The 16016-nt window shown below is 46.6% G+C and carries 15 protein-coding genes and 1 pseudogene; 1 reads left to right on the top strand and 15 read right to left on the bottom strand.

Translation table 11 applies throughout. The features are described 5' to 3' along the window. Positions 1-77: 77 nt before the first annotated feature. The 6 genes from alaS to HF992_RS04445 all read right to left on the bottom strand — a co-directional run bounded on the left by alaS (position 78) and on the right by HF992_RS04445 (position 6126). Positions 78-2696, bottom strand: coding sequence for an alanine--tRNA ligase (gene alaS / locus HF992_RS04470; RefSeq protein WP_168548861.1), 2619 nt, complete (start codon positions 2694-2696; stop codon positions 78-80). 14 nt (positions 2697-2710) lie between these two features. Next, positions 2711-3211, bottom strand: coding sequence for an LURP-one-related/scramblase family protein (locus tag HF992_RS04465; protein WP_168548860.1), 501 nt, complete (start codon positions 3209-3211; stop codon positions 2711-2713). Between the two features lie 204 nt (positions 3212-3415). Continuing rightward, positions 3416-4372 carry a peptidylprolyl isomerase gene (locus tag HF992_RS04460; RefSeq protein ID WP_168548859.1) on the bottom strand — a complete coding sequence of 319 codons (957 nt, stop codon included), beginning with the start codon at positions 4370-4372 and terminating at the stop codon, positions 3416-3418. Positions 4373-4439: 67 nt separating this feature from the next. After that, positions 4440-5153 carry an O-methyltransferase gene (locus HF992_RS04455; RefSeq protein WP_168548858.1) on the bottom strand — a complete coding sequence of 238 codons (714 nt, stop codon included), beginning with the start codon at positions 5151-5153 and terminating at the stop codon, positions 4440-4442. Positions 5154-5174: 21 nt separating this feature from the next. Further along, the gene (locus HF992_RS04450) at positions 5175-5798 is read right to left on the bottom strand and encodes an HAD-IA family hydrolase (protein WP_168548857.1); all 624 of its coding nucleotides are present in this window, start codon (positions 5796-5798) and stop codon (positions 5175-5177) included. Between the two features lies 1 nt (position 5799). Beyond that, complete coding sequence (locus tag HF992_RS04445) at positions 5800-6126, bottom strand: winged helix-turn-helix transcriptional regulator (RefSeq protein ID WP_210729400.1); 327 nt, start codon at positions 6124-6126, stop codon at positions 5800-5802. Positions 6127-6270: 144 nt separating this feature from the next. Here HF992_RS04445 and HF992_RS04440 point away from each other — a divergent pair, with 144 nt between their 5' ends. Beyond that, positions 6271-6903 (top strand): NAD(P)-dependent oxidoreductase, encoded by a 633-nt coding sequence (locus HF992_RS04440; protein WP_168548855.1) that lies wholly within the window; start codon positions 6271-6273, stop codon positions 6901-6903. Between the two features lie 42 nt (positions 6904-6945). Here HF992_RS04440 and HF992_RS04435 read toward each other — a convergent pair whose 3' ends face one another. From HF992_RS04435 to tgt, 9 genes and pseudogenes are all read right to left on the bottom strand, one after another. Then, positions 6946-7455 carry a GNAT family N-acetyltransferase gene (locus HF992_RS04435; RefSeq protein WP_168548854.1) on the bottom strand — a complete coding sequence of 170 codons (510 nt, stop codon included), beginning with the start codon at positions 7453-7455 and terminating at the stop codon, positions 6946-6948. A gap of 554 nt (positions 7456-8009) precedes the next feature. Next, positions 8010-9812 carry an oligoendopeptidase F gene (gene pepF, locus HF992_RS04430; RefSeq protein WP_168548853.1) on the bottom strand — a complete coding sequence of 601 codons (1803 nt, stop codon included), beginning with the start codon at positions 9810-9812 and terminating at the stop codon, positions 8010-8012. Beyond that, a complete protein-coding gene (locus HF992_RS04425; RefSeq protein ID WP_168548852.1) occupies positions 9787-10779 on the bottom strand; it encodes a competence protein CoiA in 993 nt (330 codons plus the stop codon). The genes pepF and HF992_RS04425 overlap by 26 nt, the downstream gene beginning before the upstream one ends. 260 nt (positions 10780-11039) lie before the next feature. Continuing rightward, a complete protein-coding gene (locus tag HF992_RS04420) occupies positions 11040-11417 on the bottom strand; it encodes a pneumococcal-type histidine triad protein (protein WP_343032952.1) in 378 nt (125 codons plus the stop codon). Further along, positions 11412-12317 (bottom strand): annotated as a pseudogene (locus HF992_RS04415) (metal ABC transporter solute-binding protein, Zn/Mn family); the annotation flags it as partial. The gene HF992_RS04420 and the pseudogene HF992_RS04415, both read right to left, overlap by 6 nt. Positions 12318-12458: 141 nt before the next feature. Further along, the gene (locus HF992_RS04410; RefSeq protein ID WP_168548851.1) at positions 12459-13415 is read right to left on the bottom strand and encodes an ROK family glucokinase; all 957 of its coding nucleotides are present in this window, start codon (positions 13413-13415) and stop codon (positions 12459-12461) included. A 124-nt stretch (positions 13416-13539) separates the two neighbouring features. Continuing rightward, on the bottom strand, positions 13540-14193 hold the full coding sequence (locus HF992_RS04405) for a uridine kinase family protein (protein ID WP_168548900.1): 654 nt from the start codon (positions 14191-14193) through the stop codon (positions 13540-13542). Positions 14194-14212: 19 nt separating this feature from the next. Next, positions 14213-14719: a GNAT family N-acetyltransferase gene (locus HF992_RS04400; RefSeq protein ID WP_168548850.1), complete on the bottom strand. Its 507-nt coding sequence runs from the start codon at positions 14717-14719 to the stop codon at positions 14213-14215. A 103-nt stretch (positions 14720-14822) separates the two neighbouring features. Further along, complete coding sequence (tgt, locus tag HF992_RS04395) at positions 14823-15965, bottom strand: tRNA guanosine(34) transglycosylase Tgt (protein ID WP_168548849.1); 1143 nt, start codon at positions 15963-15965, stop codon at positions 14823-14825. Positions 15966-16016: the final 51 nt, after the last annotated feature.

Here is a 16016-nt window from a genome sequence, read left to right as displayed (position 1 = left end):
TAAAAAAGATGCCTGGATTGTTCCTTTTCCTTGAGCAATCTCAGCCATCTTTTCCTCATCATTCAAGCGCTAGTTTCTTAAAGATTCTCGCTAACAGCTGCCAGTAAGTCTGCGATCTTGCTAGCATCAGCTCCTCCTGCCATGGCCATGTCTGGCTTGCCGCCACCACGACCGTTGATGATTGGAGCAAGCGCCTTGACTAGATTTCCAGCGTGGGCGTTTGCTGACTTGCTAGCGACAAGGAGGTTGACCTTGTCACCGATAGCCGCCACCAGAACCAAGACATCTGAGTAGTCTGCCTGCTTCCAATTATCCGCAAAGGTGCGAAGAGCCCCTGCATCAGCAACATCAACTTGACTAGCAATGTAGCGAAGACCGTTTGCTTCCTTGACATCCTTAAAGAGGTCGCCAGCCGCTGCTGCTGCAGCTTTTTCTTTCAGACTGGCATTTTCTTTTTGCAACTCACGGAGGTCGGCTTGCAGGCTAGCAACCTTATTTGGCACCTCTTTGAGTTGCGGAGCTTTCAAGGTTGCCGCAATGGTCTTAAGAGCGTCCTCTTGTTCACGGTAAGCTAAGAAGGCTTCACGACCTGTCACCGCTAGGAGACGACGAGTGCCAGAGCCGATTCCCTCTTCTTTGACAATCTTGAAGAGGCCGATTTCAGCGGTATTGCTCACATGGGTTCCCCCACAAAGCTCAATGGAATAGTCGCCAATGGTCACGACACGCACAACCTTGCCGTACTTTTCTCCAAAGAGAGCCATGGCTCCCATGCCTTTTGCCGTCTCCACATCCGTTTCAACAGTCACAACAGGAAGGGCCTCCCAAATTTTCTCATTGACCTGCTCCTCAATGCGGCGGAGCTCTTCTGCGGTTACCGCCTCAAAGTGGGTAAAGTCAAAGCGAAGGAAACCTGCTTCATTGAGGGAGCCTGCTTGGGTCGCATGCTCACCGATGATGTCGTGGAGGGCTGCATGGAGCAAGTGCGTCGCCGTGTGGTTTTTCTCCACTGCCTGACGGCGTGCCTTGTCAATCTCCAGCACATAGCTTGTGCCGACAGATAGGCTAGCCAAGACTTCTACGGTATGGAGCGGCTGTCCATTCGGTGCCTTTTGGACATCAATGACCTTCGCTACCGTGTCGCCCTTGTCATTTTTAATCACACCGTGGTCAGCCACCTGACCACCCATCTCCGCATAAAACGGCGTTTGCTCAAAGAGCAACAGAGCTTGTCCTTCAGAGATAGCTTCTGTCCGCTCATTGTCAGCGATGATGACAGAGAGCGGGCTCGTCAAGCTGGTCTCTCCGTAGACAAAGGTGGATGGCTCAACCAGCGCAGCCAACGTCTCGTTTTGCATGCCCATAGAGCCACCTTTTACCACGCTAGCACGAGCGCGGTCTTGTTGCTCTTTCATGGCTGCCTTGAAGCCCTCGTGGTCAATGGCAAAGCCAGCATCCTCTGCCAATTCTTCGGTCAACTCGACAGGGAAACCATAGGTATCATAGAGTTTGAAAATGTCCTGACCAGATACGGTAGTCTCACCAGCTTCTTTCAAGGCTGCTAAGAGCTCATCCAAGTGGACAGACCCTGCATCAATGGTACGGGCAAAGGTCTCTTCTTCTCGCTTGACAATTTTCTCGATGAAGTCACGTTTTTCAAGGATTTCTGGGTAGTAGCTCTTCATGATCTCGCCCACTGTCACGACCAGCTCGTAAAGGAAGGGCTTCTCAATGCCGAGACGGCGACCGTGCATGACCGCACGACGGAGGAGGCGACGAAGAACGTAACCACGCCCTTCGTTGCCAGGCAGAGCCCCATCACCGATGGCAAAACTGAGAGCACGGATATGGTCGGCGATAACCTTGAAGCTCATGTTGTCGCCATCTGGGTCATAGGTCTTACCAGACATGGCGGCCACTCGCTCGATAATCGGCAGAAAGAGGTCGGTCTCAAAGTTGGTCTTAGCCCCTTGGAAAATAGAGACCAGACGCTCCAGACCAGCTCCCGTATCGATGTTTTTATTTGGCAGTTCCTTGTACTCGCTGCGTGGAACCGCAGGGTCAGCGTTGAACTGGGACAGCACCACATTCCAAATCTCGATGTAACGGTCGTTTTCGATGTCCTCTTCCAGCAGGCGGATCCCGATGTTTTCTGGGTCAAAGTCTATTCCACGGTCAAAGAAAATCTCTGTGTCTGGTCCTGATGGTCCAGCACCGATTTCCCAGAAATTATCCTCCAGCGGAATCAGGTGGCTAGGGTCAACCCCCAGCTCAATCCAGCGATTGTAAGAATCCGTATCTGCAGGATAATAAGTCATGTAGAGCTTGTCCAAAGGCATAGCAAACCAGTCTGGGCTGGTCAAGAGCTCAAAAGCAAAAGCAATGGCCTCATCACGGAAATAATCCCCGATAGAAAAGTTGCCCAACATCTCAAACATGGTGTGGTGACGCGCGGTCTTACCGACATTTTCAATGTCATTGGTACGGATGGATTTTTGAGCATTGGTAATCCGTGGATTTTCAGGAATCACCGTCCCGTCAAAATATTTTTTCAAGGTTGCCACCCCAGAATTGATCCAGAGCAGGGTTGGGTCGTTGACCGGCACCAAGTTGGCTGATGGCTCAACGCTGTGGCATTTTGAGGCAAAGAAGTCCAGCCACATTTGGCGTACTTCAGCTGATGTCATGTATCTCATTATCAATATCTCCTTTAATTGGCGGCTGAGCTAGCGCTAGCTGCCGCTTCTGTTTCCTTAACGTAGTCAATGGCAATGACAAGGGCAATTGCCAAATCGCTGTAGGCTTCCTCATGAACCGTCACTTGATAGGTCGAGGTGAGACGAAACCATTCTTGATTGATGTCTGCAATCTTGCGACCGTCTTTTTTAAGGGTGAAGTCCATGTCCCAGAAATCACCCTGAACAACCATATCTAATCCCTCAATCCGATAGCGCGGGCGAAACCAGCTAAACTCCTTTTGCAGGGCAAACTGCTCCCCACTGGCTAAGGTAATGGTAAACCGCGGCAAAAACCATGCCCACTGCCGCTTAATTCGGGCCACTTCTTGACCAGCCATATCCATGATGGTAAATTCTTTGAGCCACTTGAGCAAGGAACCAACCACCTCATAGTGTGGCTGATCATGCTGGTCTTTGACCTGAAACTTCCCCGCCAAGGACCAAAATTTTTGCTTAATATAGAACTTCTTCATCTTGCACCATTCCTCAAAAAATGACAAAGCCCCACCAAACGAGGGGCGAAAAACCGCGGTACCACCCTCATTTAATGACCTTTGTCATTCTCATTATCGTTTTTAAACTGTATCTCCAAACAAGTAGCAACATCTTTCTCGCAAAGGTGGCTTGCACTAACCGCCACTTCCCTGAATTTGCGCCTCGAAAAGATGATTCTTGTTTTATTTGCTGGATGAGCTAGTTGTCTTATCCGATGAAATATACTGTGAAAGGATAGACTGGAAGGCCTCATCCTTAACTTTCACATTGGCCTCTTGCAAGTATTTAGAAACAACGCTAGTGATAAAGGTGGCGTCCGATTTCTTTTGGCTAAGGATAACTTCTTTCAACTTATCCTTATAGTCTTCAAACTTATCAGATTTGGCTGTCTTAGTATTCAGCTTAACCACATAGTAACTCGTTGCATAAGTCGTAGGATTAACAACTGTAACGACAGAATCTGCTACTTTTCCTTCTTCCAAGCCAAAAATAGCCTCTTGCAACTGGGTTGGAATCTCTTTGGAAGTAGAGTCAAATTTTACTGTACCGCCATCACCCTTAGTCGCTTCGTCCGTTGAATTATCTTTAGCTAACTGACCGAAGTCTGCTCCGTCTGCTTTCGCCTTTTCTAGGACCTCTTTGGCTTTTGCCTCATCATCCAGTTTAATGATCTGAGCAGTTACTTCAGGAGTGTAAGCTTTATAAGCTGCTTGATAGGCCTCATCTGTGAGCTCTTTTTCAGCAGCTTGAGCCACCGCATATTCCACGAGCTTATTGGTGCGGATTTGAGAGCGATAGGTTTTCTCCGTCAAACCTGCGGATGCCAAAGCCTGAGCGAAATTCTCACCATACTGAGTAGCTGACTTGTCATAGGCTTCTTGCACTTCTTTATCAGATACCTTGTCCCCAAATTTGTTTTCAAAAACAGTGGAAATCACTTGCTCCAAAAGAACTTGCTGAGCAGCGGTGTTGGTTTTAACAGCATCGTAGAACTCGGAGACAGTGAGAGTATCACCCTTCATTGTGATGATATCAGTGTCTGTGTTAGCTTTTGAAGCCACTGACAAGGTCGTCACAGAAGCCAGCGCTGCAGTCGCAATCAAGGCAATCCCTGTTCCAACAATCGATTTTTTGTTCATAATATATTTAGGTACTCCTTCTGTTAGAATTAACTCACCTATTATATCACAAAACCTTTAAGATGACTTAAATAGATGGTGAAAATTCTATGTTTTGTCTATTTTTTCTAAGGACTAATAAGCCGTCTCCCAAAGGAATCAAGCTGGTCGTCAAATCAGAGTGATTCAGGGTCGCTTCAAAGAGCTTGTGAAGCCCCTTGTAGATAGCCCGTTGTCCACGGTGGATTTGGTCAAATGGCAGAGCTACATCACCGCCTTGGAAGACGTCGTCAATGACGACGATACCGCCGACCCTTAATCGCTTGAGGATTTCAGGTAGAAAGACGATGTACTTGGATTTAGCCGAATCCATAAAGGCGAGGTCATAAGTTTCCGTCAATCCACCCAAAAGATCCACCGCATCCCCCTCCAAGAGGGTAATTTGCTGGCGATGATCATACTTGGAAAAATTAGCCTTAGCCAGCTCAATCATCTCAGGATTGCGGTCGATGGTCGTGATTTGGGCAGACGGGGCATTATCAGCCATGAGTAGAGCTGAAAAGCCGATAGCCGTTCCGACTTCTAAAATCTGCTTGGGTTGCAAGGTCTGCAAGAGAAAGCGAAAATAAGCCACTGTCTCATGGGGAATCACAGGAACATTGTGCGCCTTTGCAAAGGCTTCAAGTTCCGCCAGATGACCAGTAACTGGCGCCTGCTGGTTTCGCATAAAATCAACAATTTCAGGCTTGACCACGGGGCGTCTCATGTTGTGATTGGAGTGTTCATTATATGTTTTTACCATAAGACGATTGTACCATATTTGCTAGAAAATCGGTAGTGCTAAAATATCCAATAAATGTTCAATGTTGGTATTGGTTGGACTGTCTGGCTGGGTCAGGTTAATGGAGTGAATCCCTGCCCGCTCGGCAGCTTCCCTGTCCAGAGAGCGGTCTCCGATGTAGTAGGTCTTGGTTTTGTCCAGTCCATACTTGTCCAAGAGATAGAAAAGAGCATCCGGCTCTGGTTTTCTGGCAAAGCCGTGGGTACTGTTAATCACCTCAGTGAAATAATCAGCAATGCCCAGGCGTTTGAGGACTGCGTCAGTTGTTGCTCCCTTGTGGGTATAGATAAAGTGACGAACGCCAGCCGAGGCTGTCTGAGCTAGAACGTCTAGAGCACCTGGCATCAGGATAATCTGGTCATCTAACCTTTCCTGCTCTGCGATAAAACTAGCCATCAGTTTGAGGCCATCACCTTCGAGGTTAGCCTTCTTTGTTTGAGTCTCCAACAAGTGTTTAACGGAAGTCCGAAGGATAAACTCCCCAACTTCCGTCTCATCAAAAGCCCAGCCATGCTGCGCGTAGAGTTGTTTTAGCACGGTCACAATGGCTGGATAGGAATCTGCTAGAGTACCATCAAAATCCCAAATAAACGCGGTATTTGTCATTCTAATTTCCCTCTTTGAGTGTTCTAATATACTTACCACCCCAGACCTCGATTTGCTCTAAGACAGCGTGAAATTCCTGCCCAATCGCTGTTAAACGGTACTCAACCCGAGGCGGGACTTCTGGGTAAACCGTTCGTGTAATCAAGCCCTCGTCTTCCAGATAGCGCAATTGCTTGGTCAGGGTGGATTGGGTAATTTCTCCCAGATTTCGTTGGAGTTCCCCAAACCGCTTGGTCTGTCCATCCAAATGATGCAAAATCAAAATTGCCCATTTCCCTGAAATGAGTTTTTGCGTGGTTACAAACGGGCACTTGCCAAATAATTCCATCTCTTTCTCCTCGATATCATCCATTTCTACCCCAAAAGATACCAACTATCCATAAAAAACCTACTTGCTATTTTCTACTAACTTGTTAAAATAGTGGTGTAATCGATTATAACACAATTTTGTCAAAAAAGGTAGGTAGACTCTATGAAAATTGCCATTATCGGTGCCAACGGCAAAGCTGGCAAACGCATTGCTCAAGAAGCTCTAAAGCGCGGTCATGAGGTCACAGCCATCGTCCGCGATGCTCAAAAAACGGATCTCCTCTCTGTGATTGAAAAATCTATTCACCAGTTGACAATAGATGATTTAGCTCCATTTGACGCTGTCGTTTCCGCCGTTGGTTATTGGACCCCAGAAACGTTTCCACTTTTTTCGGAAGATATTCGTCATCTAGGACAACTCTTATCCACTAGCACTACACGCCTGATTATCGTCGGTGGTGCAGGTAGCCTCTATGTAGATGATAAACACACTCTTCAACTGCTCGACACCCCCGATTTCCCAGCGGAATTCTACCCCTTAGCTAAGGCTATGACTGACGCTCTCGCTGTCTTACGAACATTCTCTGGCCTTGCTTGGACCTTCTTTAGCCCAGCAGGAGATTTTGATGACAATGGCAGAGCAACTGGTCAATATCAGCTAGGTGGCGAAGAACTCATTCTCAACGCTGCTGGCGAGAGCTACATCAGCTATGCCGACTACGCCTTGGCCATGGTTGATGAGCTGGAAAACGCCCGTTTCATCCGCCAACGTTTTACAGCTGTCTCTGAGCGCTAAAATCAACCCCACTCTCGATAGATAGTTAAGAGTGGGGTTTTCTTATCTGGTCACCCAATAGCGGGCTAAGGTTTTTCCATCCTTAAGAGTGATAATATCCTGCAACACACCGCCGACACTCTCAATCGTCTTGCGACTGGGCTGATTATCCGCCAAAGCAGTGATAAAGACACGGCTAATTCCTCTTTCCTCGTAGCGGTCAAGGGCATAGCGGAGCAGGGTCCGCATAACACCTTGCTGACGAAACTTGGGTGAAGTAACATAACCGATATGACCACCCACAGTCGCTAAATCCCCCTTATCCAATTCCCAACGACAACCGATTCGTCCAGCTATCTCACCACCGATAAAGGCGTAGTAATTAGTTGACGTTGACCAGTCAGGATGATTTGTCTGGGTTTCAAAGCGCTTAGACTTTTCATAAAAAGCCTTAAAATCTTCCACTCGTTTAGTTTCAACAAAGGCATTACCCGCCTCTTTTTCTGCAACCAACAAACAATTAAACTCTTTGAAGGCCACTTCATCAGTTAAAGACAAGGGTCTTATTTCCATCGTGCTCCCCCCTACTTTCTAAAAGACTTATAAAACCTATGGAGAAGCTTCGCCAACTAAACAATCCTTAAACCATTTAGCATCCTTCTCAAGTAGACTGACCTCATAAGCCAACTCTTCTGAATTCCCCTTTGATTGTAGCTCCAATGGTAGCCGATAACAGATAAACGGGGCTTGCTTTCACATTGCTCTTCCAAGCAGTTGTCTAGGACAGCTCTTTCACTGAAACTGCCACTGCTACGCCAGCAATAGCTCTGTCTGAAAGAGTAGCTGTCCATTCAGGTGGTTCTAGACTAATTGTTAACGGTTTAGCTGAAACGTTTGATTGGGAAAGTTCTCCAGCAAAAACTCTTACCGCTTTAGTGTTTGAAAAACATGAGGGTCTGTTGACCTTTGAGGTGAAGCGTCAGCTGTTTTGCTTAACGCAAAAAGAGAGCATTGCTCCTCCTCTCAAGCGTAAACACCTCTTTAAGAAAAGATCGAAAGATTGTCACAGAAAGATATTTCAAATAGTGACAACGTTTCGATCTAAACTTACTCTTACCAAGCCTAGCTTATTTATGCGCGCCTTTTTTAATGAGGGCTTCCAATTCATCCAATCGGCGTTCAAAGACCTTGAAGGCGTCGTTAAGGTAATCTTCTTGGCTCATGTCAACACCAGCTTTTTTCATAATTTCTAACGGATAATCAGAGCGTCCTGCACTCAAGTAAGCGATGTAGTTTTCCTTATCTTCTGAGCTACCGTTGATGATTTTATCTGCCAAGGCAGTCGCTGCCGCAAAACCAGTTGAGTACTGGAAAACATAATAATCATAGTAGAAATGCGGAATCCGTGCCCACTCGTACTGGATTTCGGGATTGTCTTCTTTAGAAAGACCGTAATATTTCTCATTCATTTCTGCATAAAGGGTATTGAGAAATTCGCTAGTCAAGACCTCTCCCTTCTGGTCTGCCTGATGAATGGCCTGTTCGAACTCGGCAAACTGAGTTTGACGGAAAATGGTTGCTCGGAAACCATCCAAGTAGTGGTTCAAGATGGCAAAGCGCGTCGCATCATCCTCTACTTCGTTGAGCAAATGCTCGGTCAGGAGATTCTCATTAGTGGTTGACGCTATCTCAGCCAAGAAGATAGAATAATCTCCATAAACGTAAGGCTGGTTCTCACGTGTATAACTAGAGTGCATCGAATGACCTGTTTCATGCACCAAGGTGAAAAGGTTATTCAAATTATCCTGCCAGTTGAGCAACATAAAGGCATTAGAATCATAGCAACCACCAGAATAGGCTCCTGAACGTTTGCCAGCATTTTCATGAACATCAATCCAACGCTCAGCAAAGGCTTTTTTCACACGGCTAAGATAATCGTCTCCCAAAATAGCCAAGGCTTCTTCAGACTTAACTAAAGCTTCTTCATAAGTATAAGAAAGCTCTGTCTCGGCCAAAGACGCATACATGTCATACATTTTAAGCTCATCAAGTCCCAAGACCTCTTGGCGCAATTTCACATACCGATGCAACAGTGGCAAGTGCTTATTAACCGCTGATACCAAACTATCGTAAACTGATTCTGGGACAAAATTACGTGACAAAGCTGCTTCACGCGCTGATTGGAAATGACGCAAATTAGCAGTTAAGTTATGGGTTTTAACAGTTGTCTGCAAGGTCTTAGCGAAAACGTGCTGGAACTGCTTGTAGGTAGCATACATAGCCTCATAGGCACCTTTTCTGACTTCCCGATCTTTAGATTCGACCAGTGTAATGTAGTTCCCATGTGTCAGTTGGACCTCTTGCCCCTTATCGTCCTTAACCATCGGGAACTCTAAATCAGCATTGTTCAAGATAGAGAAGGTCTCTGAACCTGATGATAAAATCTCACTGGTCGCTGCGATGATCGTTTCTTCTTCCTTAGATAGGATATGCGGCTTATTTTGGAATAGTTTCTCAAAGTAATGCGCATAGAGAGCTAAACCGGGCTCCTCTGCCACAAACTGCTCATAGGTCTCTGCCGATAAAGTTAAGAGCTCTGGCTCGTAGAAGGCAAAAACTTGGCTGAATTTCGCATAAACACTCAGCGCCTTTGCATTGAATTCTTGGTACTTGGCTTCTCGTGTATCTTGGTCATTTCTCATGTGCGCATAACTGTAGAGTTTCTCCAAACGACGAGACAAGGCTAGCTGGGTCTCTGTCACCGCAAGCAAGTCAGCCGCTGACTGTGTCAAACGTCCTTCCAAAGTTTGGGCTTCTTCGATCGCTATCTCCAAAGACTTCAACTCTTGCTCCCAATCGCTATCCGTCTTAAAAACTGTGGTCAAATCCCATTGGTACTTTTCGTCAATTTCGTTTCTTTGTTTTACCATTGTGTAAATCCTCCATGGCTCCTATTTTACCATAAAATGCAGGAGAATACAGGAACTGAACTGACTTGTCCTCCTGTTTTTCATAATAGGCACGAAACTGTTGATAATAAGGGAGGAGATTGTCACCAATCTGCGCAAAATCTGTAAAAGGAATGAGGCCAATCTGAGGGTAAAAGTCATCCCTGGTCTGTGTCAATAAATTTCGGCCTTCTTGATAGGCCAGAGCCTGTTTAGCCATCCATTTAGGAGTGCAAAAATGCAACTGCTTGGCCACATAGGAGACGATCTCCTCGTCCATAATCCCTTTAAACGAGGCTACTGTCTGCTGAACAAAAGGCTGGCGTAAAACATCTAGCAACGCCTTGTCTCCAAACGCAAATAGCTCTTCCTGACACTGGACTTGACCGTGAAGATCTTCATGGATAAGATATTTAAGGCGGATAAGCTGGTTCTTGAGGTCCAACTCCCACAGATGAAAGCCTCGATTCTGACTGAAATAAAGAAAATCCTTTTGCAGAGACCTAACGGTATCCTTCAACCATAATTTCTCTCCCAAGAGCCACAGCACATGGTAACCCGCCTCTCGATAAGCCCTTGTCCGTTCCCTCAAGCGGCTAGCAGATAGTGGACTACACTGGATTTCCAGAGCAATATTGCCCTCTAATAAAATATCTGCCACCTGACCGATGGTCGGCAGGTGCTTTTCTAACCAGACTTCCCTATCCCCTGCCCGACTAGCCCAGCGATAAAGATCTCCTTTAAGGCTTAGGTGTTCAAGAGATTCAGCCTCTGCCAGAAAGTCACAAGCCTCTAGGCTGACATGGGCAAAATGAGGACGCATCACTCGTCCTTTTTTCAATCGCAATTGAGACCCACAGCCTGGGCAAGTAAACGGTCCTTGTCTTTTTGAAATGGTTGCTGTTACTGTATTCACCAGATTCTGATCTTGATCAAACGCTACTAACATAATAAATCCTCCAATTCTTTATTCGTAATCAGTTTCTTTTTTTCCACGTTCCATCAATGAGGGATTCTGTAACGACGTTTGACTGAAACCCATTAAGGTCTCTAATATCCATTGCAATGTCGAAAGATCAATTTTGAAGCGAAACCATTCTCATCTCCTAACTCTAACAGGTTGATTCAGATTGTTGTCTTGATCCAAATGAAAAACTAGGAGTCCAGCCCCTAGTCCGCTTATATTCTAACTTTTCCTATGAAAATTTCTTATTGACGAATACGCACTTTCTGACTTCCTTCTCTGAGGTAAAGGTAATAGGCATCTTGGCGTTTGATAATGTAGCCGTCTTCGACTTCATTGACAATATCCGCCTTGTCCAGTTGATAAGTTGCATCCGTCCAGATCAACTCCTGGCTAATGAGGGCGTCAAAAGGCACCTTGCCATTGTAAAAATGATAATGGTCCCCATGAGAAGTCACATACCCATCTTCTGTGATGTTAACCACAATCTGTTCCGCTGAGATCCCCTCTTCCTGATCAATTTCAGCCATGGTCTTCGATTCTTTTTCCGTGTGTTGAGAAGGTTGATCCGATAGTGTTCCAGAAGAGTTTTTTGGTGTTTTTTGGAACGAAGCAAGTAGAATTTTGAGGTTCTCTTCAAGATTTTCAAGATAAGTTTGGCCATCTTGGGGATCAATTTCGAGCGGACTTAAAGTCCCCAATTCGGCTCCTGTAGCTTGAGCGACGGTTTCAGCTAGTTTGGGAGAGACCCCTTGTTCCACAAAAATGATCCCAACCTGATGTTCCTTGACAAACCTCTCAATCTCAGCCAACTGGCGCGAGGTTGGTTCCTGCTCTATTGAAATCCCTGCAATGCCTAATTGTTCTAGGTTAAAACGTTTGGCGAGATATGAAAATGCTGTGTGAGAGGTTACAAAATGCCTAGAAGTTACCTTAGCAAATGCTTTTTCATATTGCTCAACCAAGGCCTGGGCTTGTTCTGTGAATGTTTGTGCCCGCTCCTGATAGCTTTTTGTGTGTTTCGGATCCATTTCTGATAACCGATCCGCAATCACTTGGGCTTCTTCTGCCGCTTTGATGGGATCTGTCCAAGTATGAGGATCATAGAGACTGGCTTCGTCTTGATCTGGCTTTGGATCAAGATTCTCTAATCCCTTGACTCGATCCAAGGACATGCTTGCGGCCGCTTCGATCACTGTCACATCAGAGCCTTTCAAATTAGGCTCTAATGCACCAGCCCAATTTTCCAAGGTATGGGAGTGGTAGACAAAGACATCGGCTTCATAAATTTTGGCAACATCTGTCGCCGATGGCTCAAAACCATGAATGCCTGCCTGTGATTGCAACATCTGCACCTCATTGAAGTCCCCTGCGACATATTGAGTCAGGGCATAGACGGGGTAAAAACTAGTCACAATCGTCAATCCCTCTTTTTTAGCTGACGTCTTTTGGTTCTGACAAGCTCCAAATAATAAACTCGTAAAGCATAAACTTAAAAATAAAAAAAACTTAGTTCGTTTCATCGTTACCTGCCTCTTTCCTACTTAATATTTTACCAGTTAATCAATTCTTGTCAAGACATTTCGTTTACGATGATGCTAAAGCTAAAGCAAAACTCCCTTATCACTAAAGGAGAGGGAGTTCTATCTTTCTTCTATTTTTTCTTAGAGTACCAGAGAAGCTGCTCCGATGACTCCTGCGTCATTGCCGAGAGTTGCCAAGGAGAGCTTAGTGGAGGTACGAATTTGTGGGAAGCTATTTTCCTCAAAGACCTTGCGCACACCGTCAAGTAGAAATTCTCCTGCAGCAGACACACCTCCACCGATAACGATGTAAGCTGGATTAAGAACGCTGGCAATATTGGCACAGGATGTCCCCAGATAGTGGGCAAACTGTCGATACACCATCAAGGCAAGCGCATCGCCTTCTTTGGCTAAATCAAAGACATCCTTGGCCGTCACATCCTGCCCATCGTCCACAAGTACCTTGAGTTTGGAATCACCTGCATAGGTGTCCGCAAACCGCCGAGCTAAGTTGACAATACCTGTCGCAGAAGCCACTGTCTCTAAGCACCCTTTCTTACCACAGGTACAATCAAAAGGTGCTTCAAAATCAACCGTGATGTGTCCCAACTCACCACCAGCACCTGCCACACCATGAATCAGGTTTCCACCAGCGATGACGCCACCACCAACACCTGTTCCCAAAGTCATGAAAACAACATCGGGATTGTTTTCACCTGCACCGACCCAACGCTCACCCAAGGCAGCAACGTTGGCGTCATTGTCGATGAAAAACGGAATACCCAATGCACCTTCGATCTGCTCCTTAATGGGTTGGAGGGTTTTCCAGTTGAGATTGTAAGCTCCGATGACGGTACCAGCCTTGCTGTCTACAACACCAGGAGACCCCATACCAATCCCCAAGAAATCATCTTTGGTCAAACCGTGACTAGCCAGTTTATTCTGAATAGATTCAATAATGTCTGGAACAATATGACTCCCCTCGTCTAAGATATTAGTCGCAATAGACCACTTCTCCTGGATTTCTCCTTCTTGAGTCAAGATAGCCAGCTTAACAGATGTGCCACCAAGATCAATACCGATAATTTTTTTAGACATGGTTTTCTCCTTATTTCCTGAAAATTCAACCTTATTATACCTTATTTTTCTCAAAATGAAAAGGATTTCAAAATCATTTTAGGGATTTTCGAGATTGAATGTCCCCCTTCCAACTATCCGCTGTCTATTGCCTGAGTGGATGAAGAATCCGTATATTCCCCGTTTCCACAGTAAACTGATTGTTCGATTGATTGACGACAACATCTGCTGCCTTAATCAGCGGTTCCAAATAGGTCTCGTACTGCTGACGACGCGCCTGATGCGTTTGCAAAACAAATTCAGGAACTCGGCCACGATGAGCCACATCCCGCGCCAAACGCCTAGTCAACTCGGTCTCGGGATCGGTATAGCAGGCGATAGACAGGTCAAAAAGTGATTTGTCCAAAAAGGCCGAGGACATGCCCTCCACGATCAGAATCGGTTTGCTCCCCGTCAAGACCTGCTGCGGCGCCCAAGGCGAGCAGTCGATGGTCAGGATATCCATGCCCTTTTGTAGGGCTTGAATATCTCGCGTCAGGCTCGCTAGTTCGTGAGAGACAGGCATAGAAGCGGTCACTTTCTGATGCGGTGCATTCGCAGGCCGAACCAGCTGTCGGAGCTGACCGTCAATGATATAGGCATCGGTTTCGATGAGGTTGACCTGCTCTGGGTTGAGGTAGGTCAATAGCCCAGCTGCTAAGGTTGATTTGCCAGAAGCCCCGTGACCATAGATACGCACCGTGTGCCGCTTGCCATCGCTGAGCTGCTCTGCGATGTTCTTAAAAAAATCTGATGACATCATAAGATCCTCTCTGTTTTTAATCGATGGCGTGCCGCACAAAAGGTGTCGCCGAGGTGTAGAGTTCCTCAAGTCCTAGCAAGTCACCGCTCTGTTTTTCCACCAGATGACGGCAAGGCCAGTTGTCCTCATGGGTCACAATCAGAATCGAAGAGACTTGGCGTTGTTGGTAGCGCTCAAGAGCAACGGCCAGCAGCTGACTGGCTATTCCTTGACGGCGATAAGCAGGTGCCACCATATAGCCCACATGCCCAAGTTTAAGACAGTCTGGGTGGTCCAGTTCCCAGAAACAGATGACAAAACCGACAACCTCCTCCCCTACAAAGGCAAAGTAACGGGTATAAGGCGACCAAGCCTGACCCTCCTGCTTGGTTTCTGACTGGCCACTCATGCTCACAAATCGTACAAAATCTTCTACTTGCCACCACTCAACGAAAGGGTTCTTTTTCTTATCCTCAAGCATGGCAGCTTCAAAACTTCTGTAGACTGCTTGGTCGGCTAGAGTGAGTTTACGGTAGTCTATCATGGCAAGCTCCTCCTATTTGTCTTCGTGCTTGTCAGGCTCTTCTTTTAGCCTATTTGGCTGGACTGTCAGTTGGCGCCACGCTCTGCCATTTTTCTAAAAAAACCTAGAAATTCCGTCCATTTGTGCCGTAGCCATAGCGCTCCATAAAGTCCTGACGGAATTCGAGCAGGTTGTCGTCCATGATGGCCTGACGAACCTTTTTCATCAAGTTGACCAAGAAATAAAGATTGTGGTAGCTGGTCAGGCGAATGCCAAAGGTCTCGTCTGCCTTGAGCAGGTGGCGGATATAGGCACGAGTGTAATGCTGACACGTGTAGCAATCACAGTCGTGGTCAAGCGGTGTAAAGTCCTCAGCAAACTGGGCGTTTTTGACCACCAGACGACCTTGTGAAGTCATACAGGTTCCGTTTCGGGCAATCCGTGTCGGCAAAACACAGTCAAACATATCCACCCCACGAATGACCCCATCAATCAGGCTGTCAGGCGCACCGACCCCCATGAGGTAACGCGGCTTGTTATCAGGCAGGAGCGGTACAGTAAAGTCCAGCACCGCATTCATCTCCTCATGGGTTTCGCCGACTGCTAGACCTCCGATGGAGTAGCCTGGGAAGTCCATGCTGACAAGGTCTGCGGCTGATTGACGACGCAGGTCCTCGAAGCCCGCTCCTTGGACAATGCCAAAGAGCCCTTGGTCATGGGGACGACGGTGGGCTTTAAGTCCGCGCTCCGCCCAGCGACTGGTACGTTCGATGGATTTTTTGACATAATCATAGGGCTGGTAGAACTGCGGACACTCGTCAAAGCTCATCATGATGTCAGACCCGAGATTGTTCTGAATGGAGATGGCCTTTTCAGGCGACAGGAACATTTTTGAGCCGTTGAGATGGTTTTTGAAGGTCACACCCTCTTCGGTGATGTTACGACTGTCTGCAAGGGAATAGACTTGAAAGCCCCCACTATCGGTCAAAATCGCCTGATCCCAGTTCATGAACTTGTGAAGTCCCCCAGCCCGTGCAATCAGCTCATCGCCCGGACGGAGCCAGAGATGGTAGGTGTTTGAGAGGATAATGCCTGAGCCCATTTCCTTGAGCTCTTCAGGCGACTGGGTTTTAACCGTGGCTTGGGTGCCAACTGGCATAAACATAGGGGTCGGAAAGGTACCATGTGGGGTGATAATCTCCCCAAGGCGGGCACCAGTGTGTTTTTCCGTCTTGATTAGACGGTATTTGATTGGATGATTAGTCATCTTTTCCTCCTCCTAGGAAAAACAGTCCTAGTTGATTTAATACAGATTTGA

The sequence above is a fragment of the Streptococcus ovuberis genome (assembly GCF_012396585.1).
Taxonomy (GTDB): domain Bacteria; phylum Bacillota; class Bacilli; order Lactobacillales; family Streptococcaceae; genus Streptococcus; species Streptococcus ovuberis.
The sequence above is the reverse complement of the archived record's forward strand: the minus strand, read 5'-3'. Positions and strand labels throughout refer to the sequence as shown.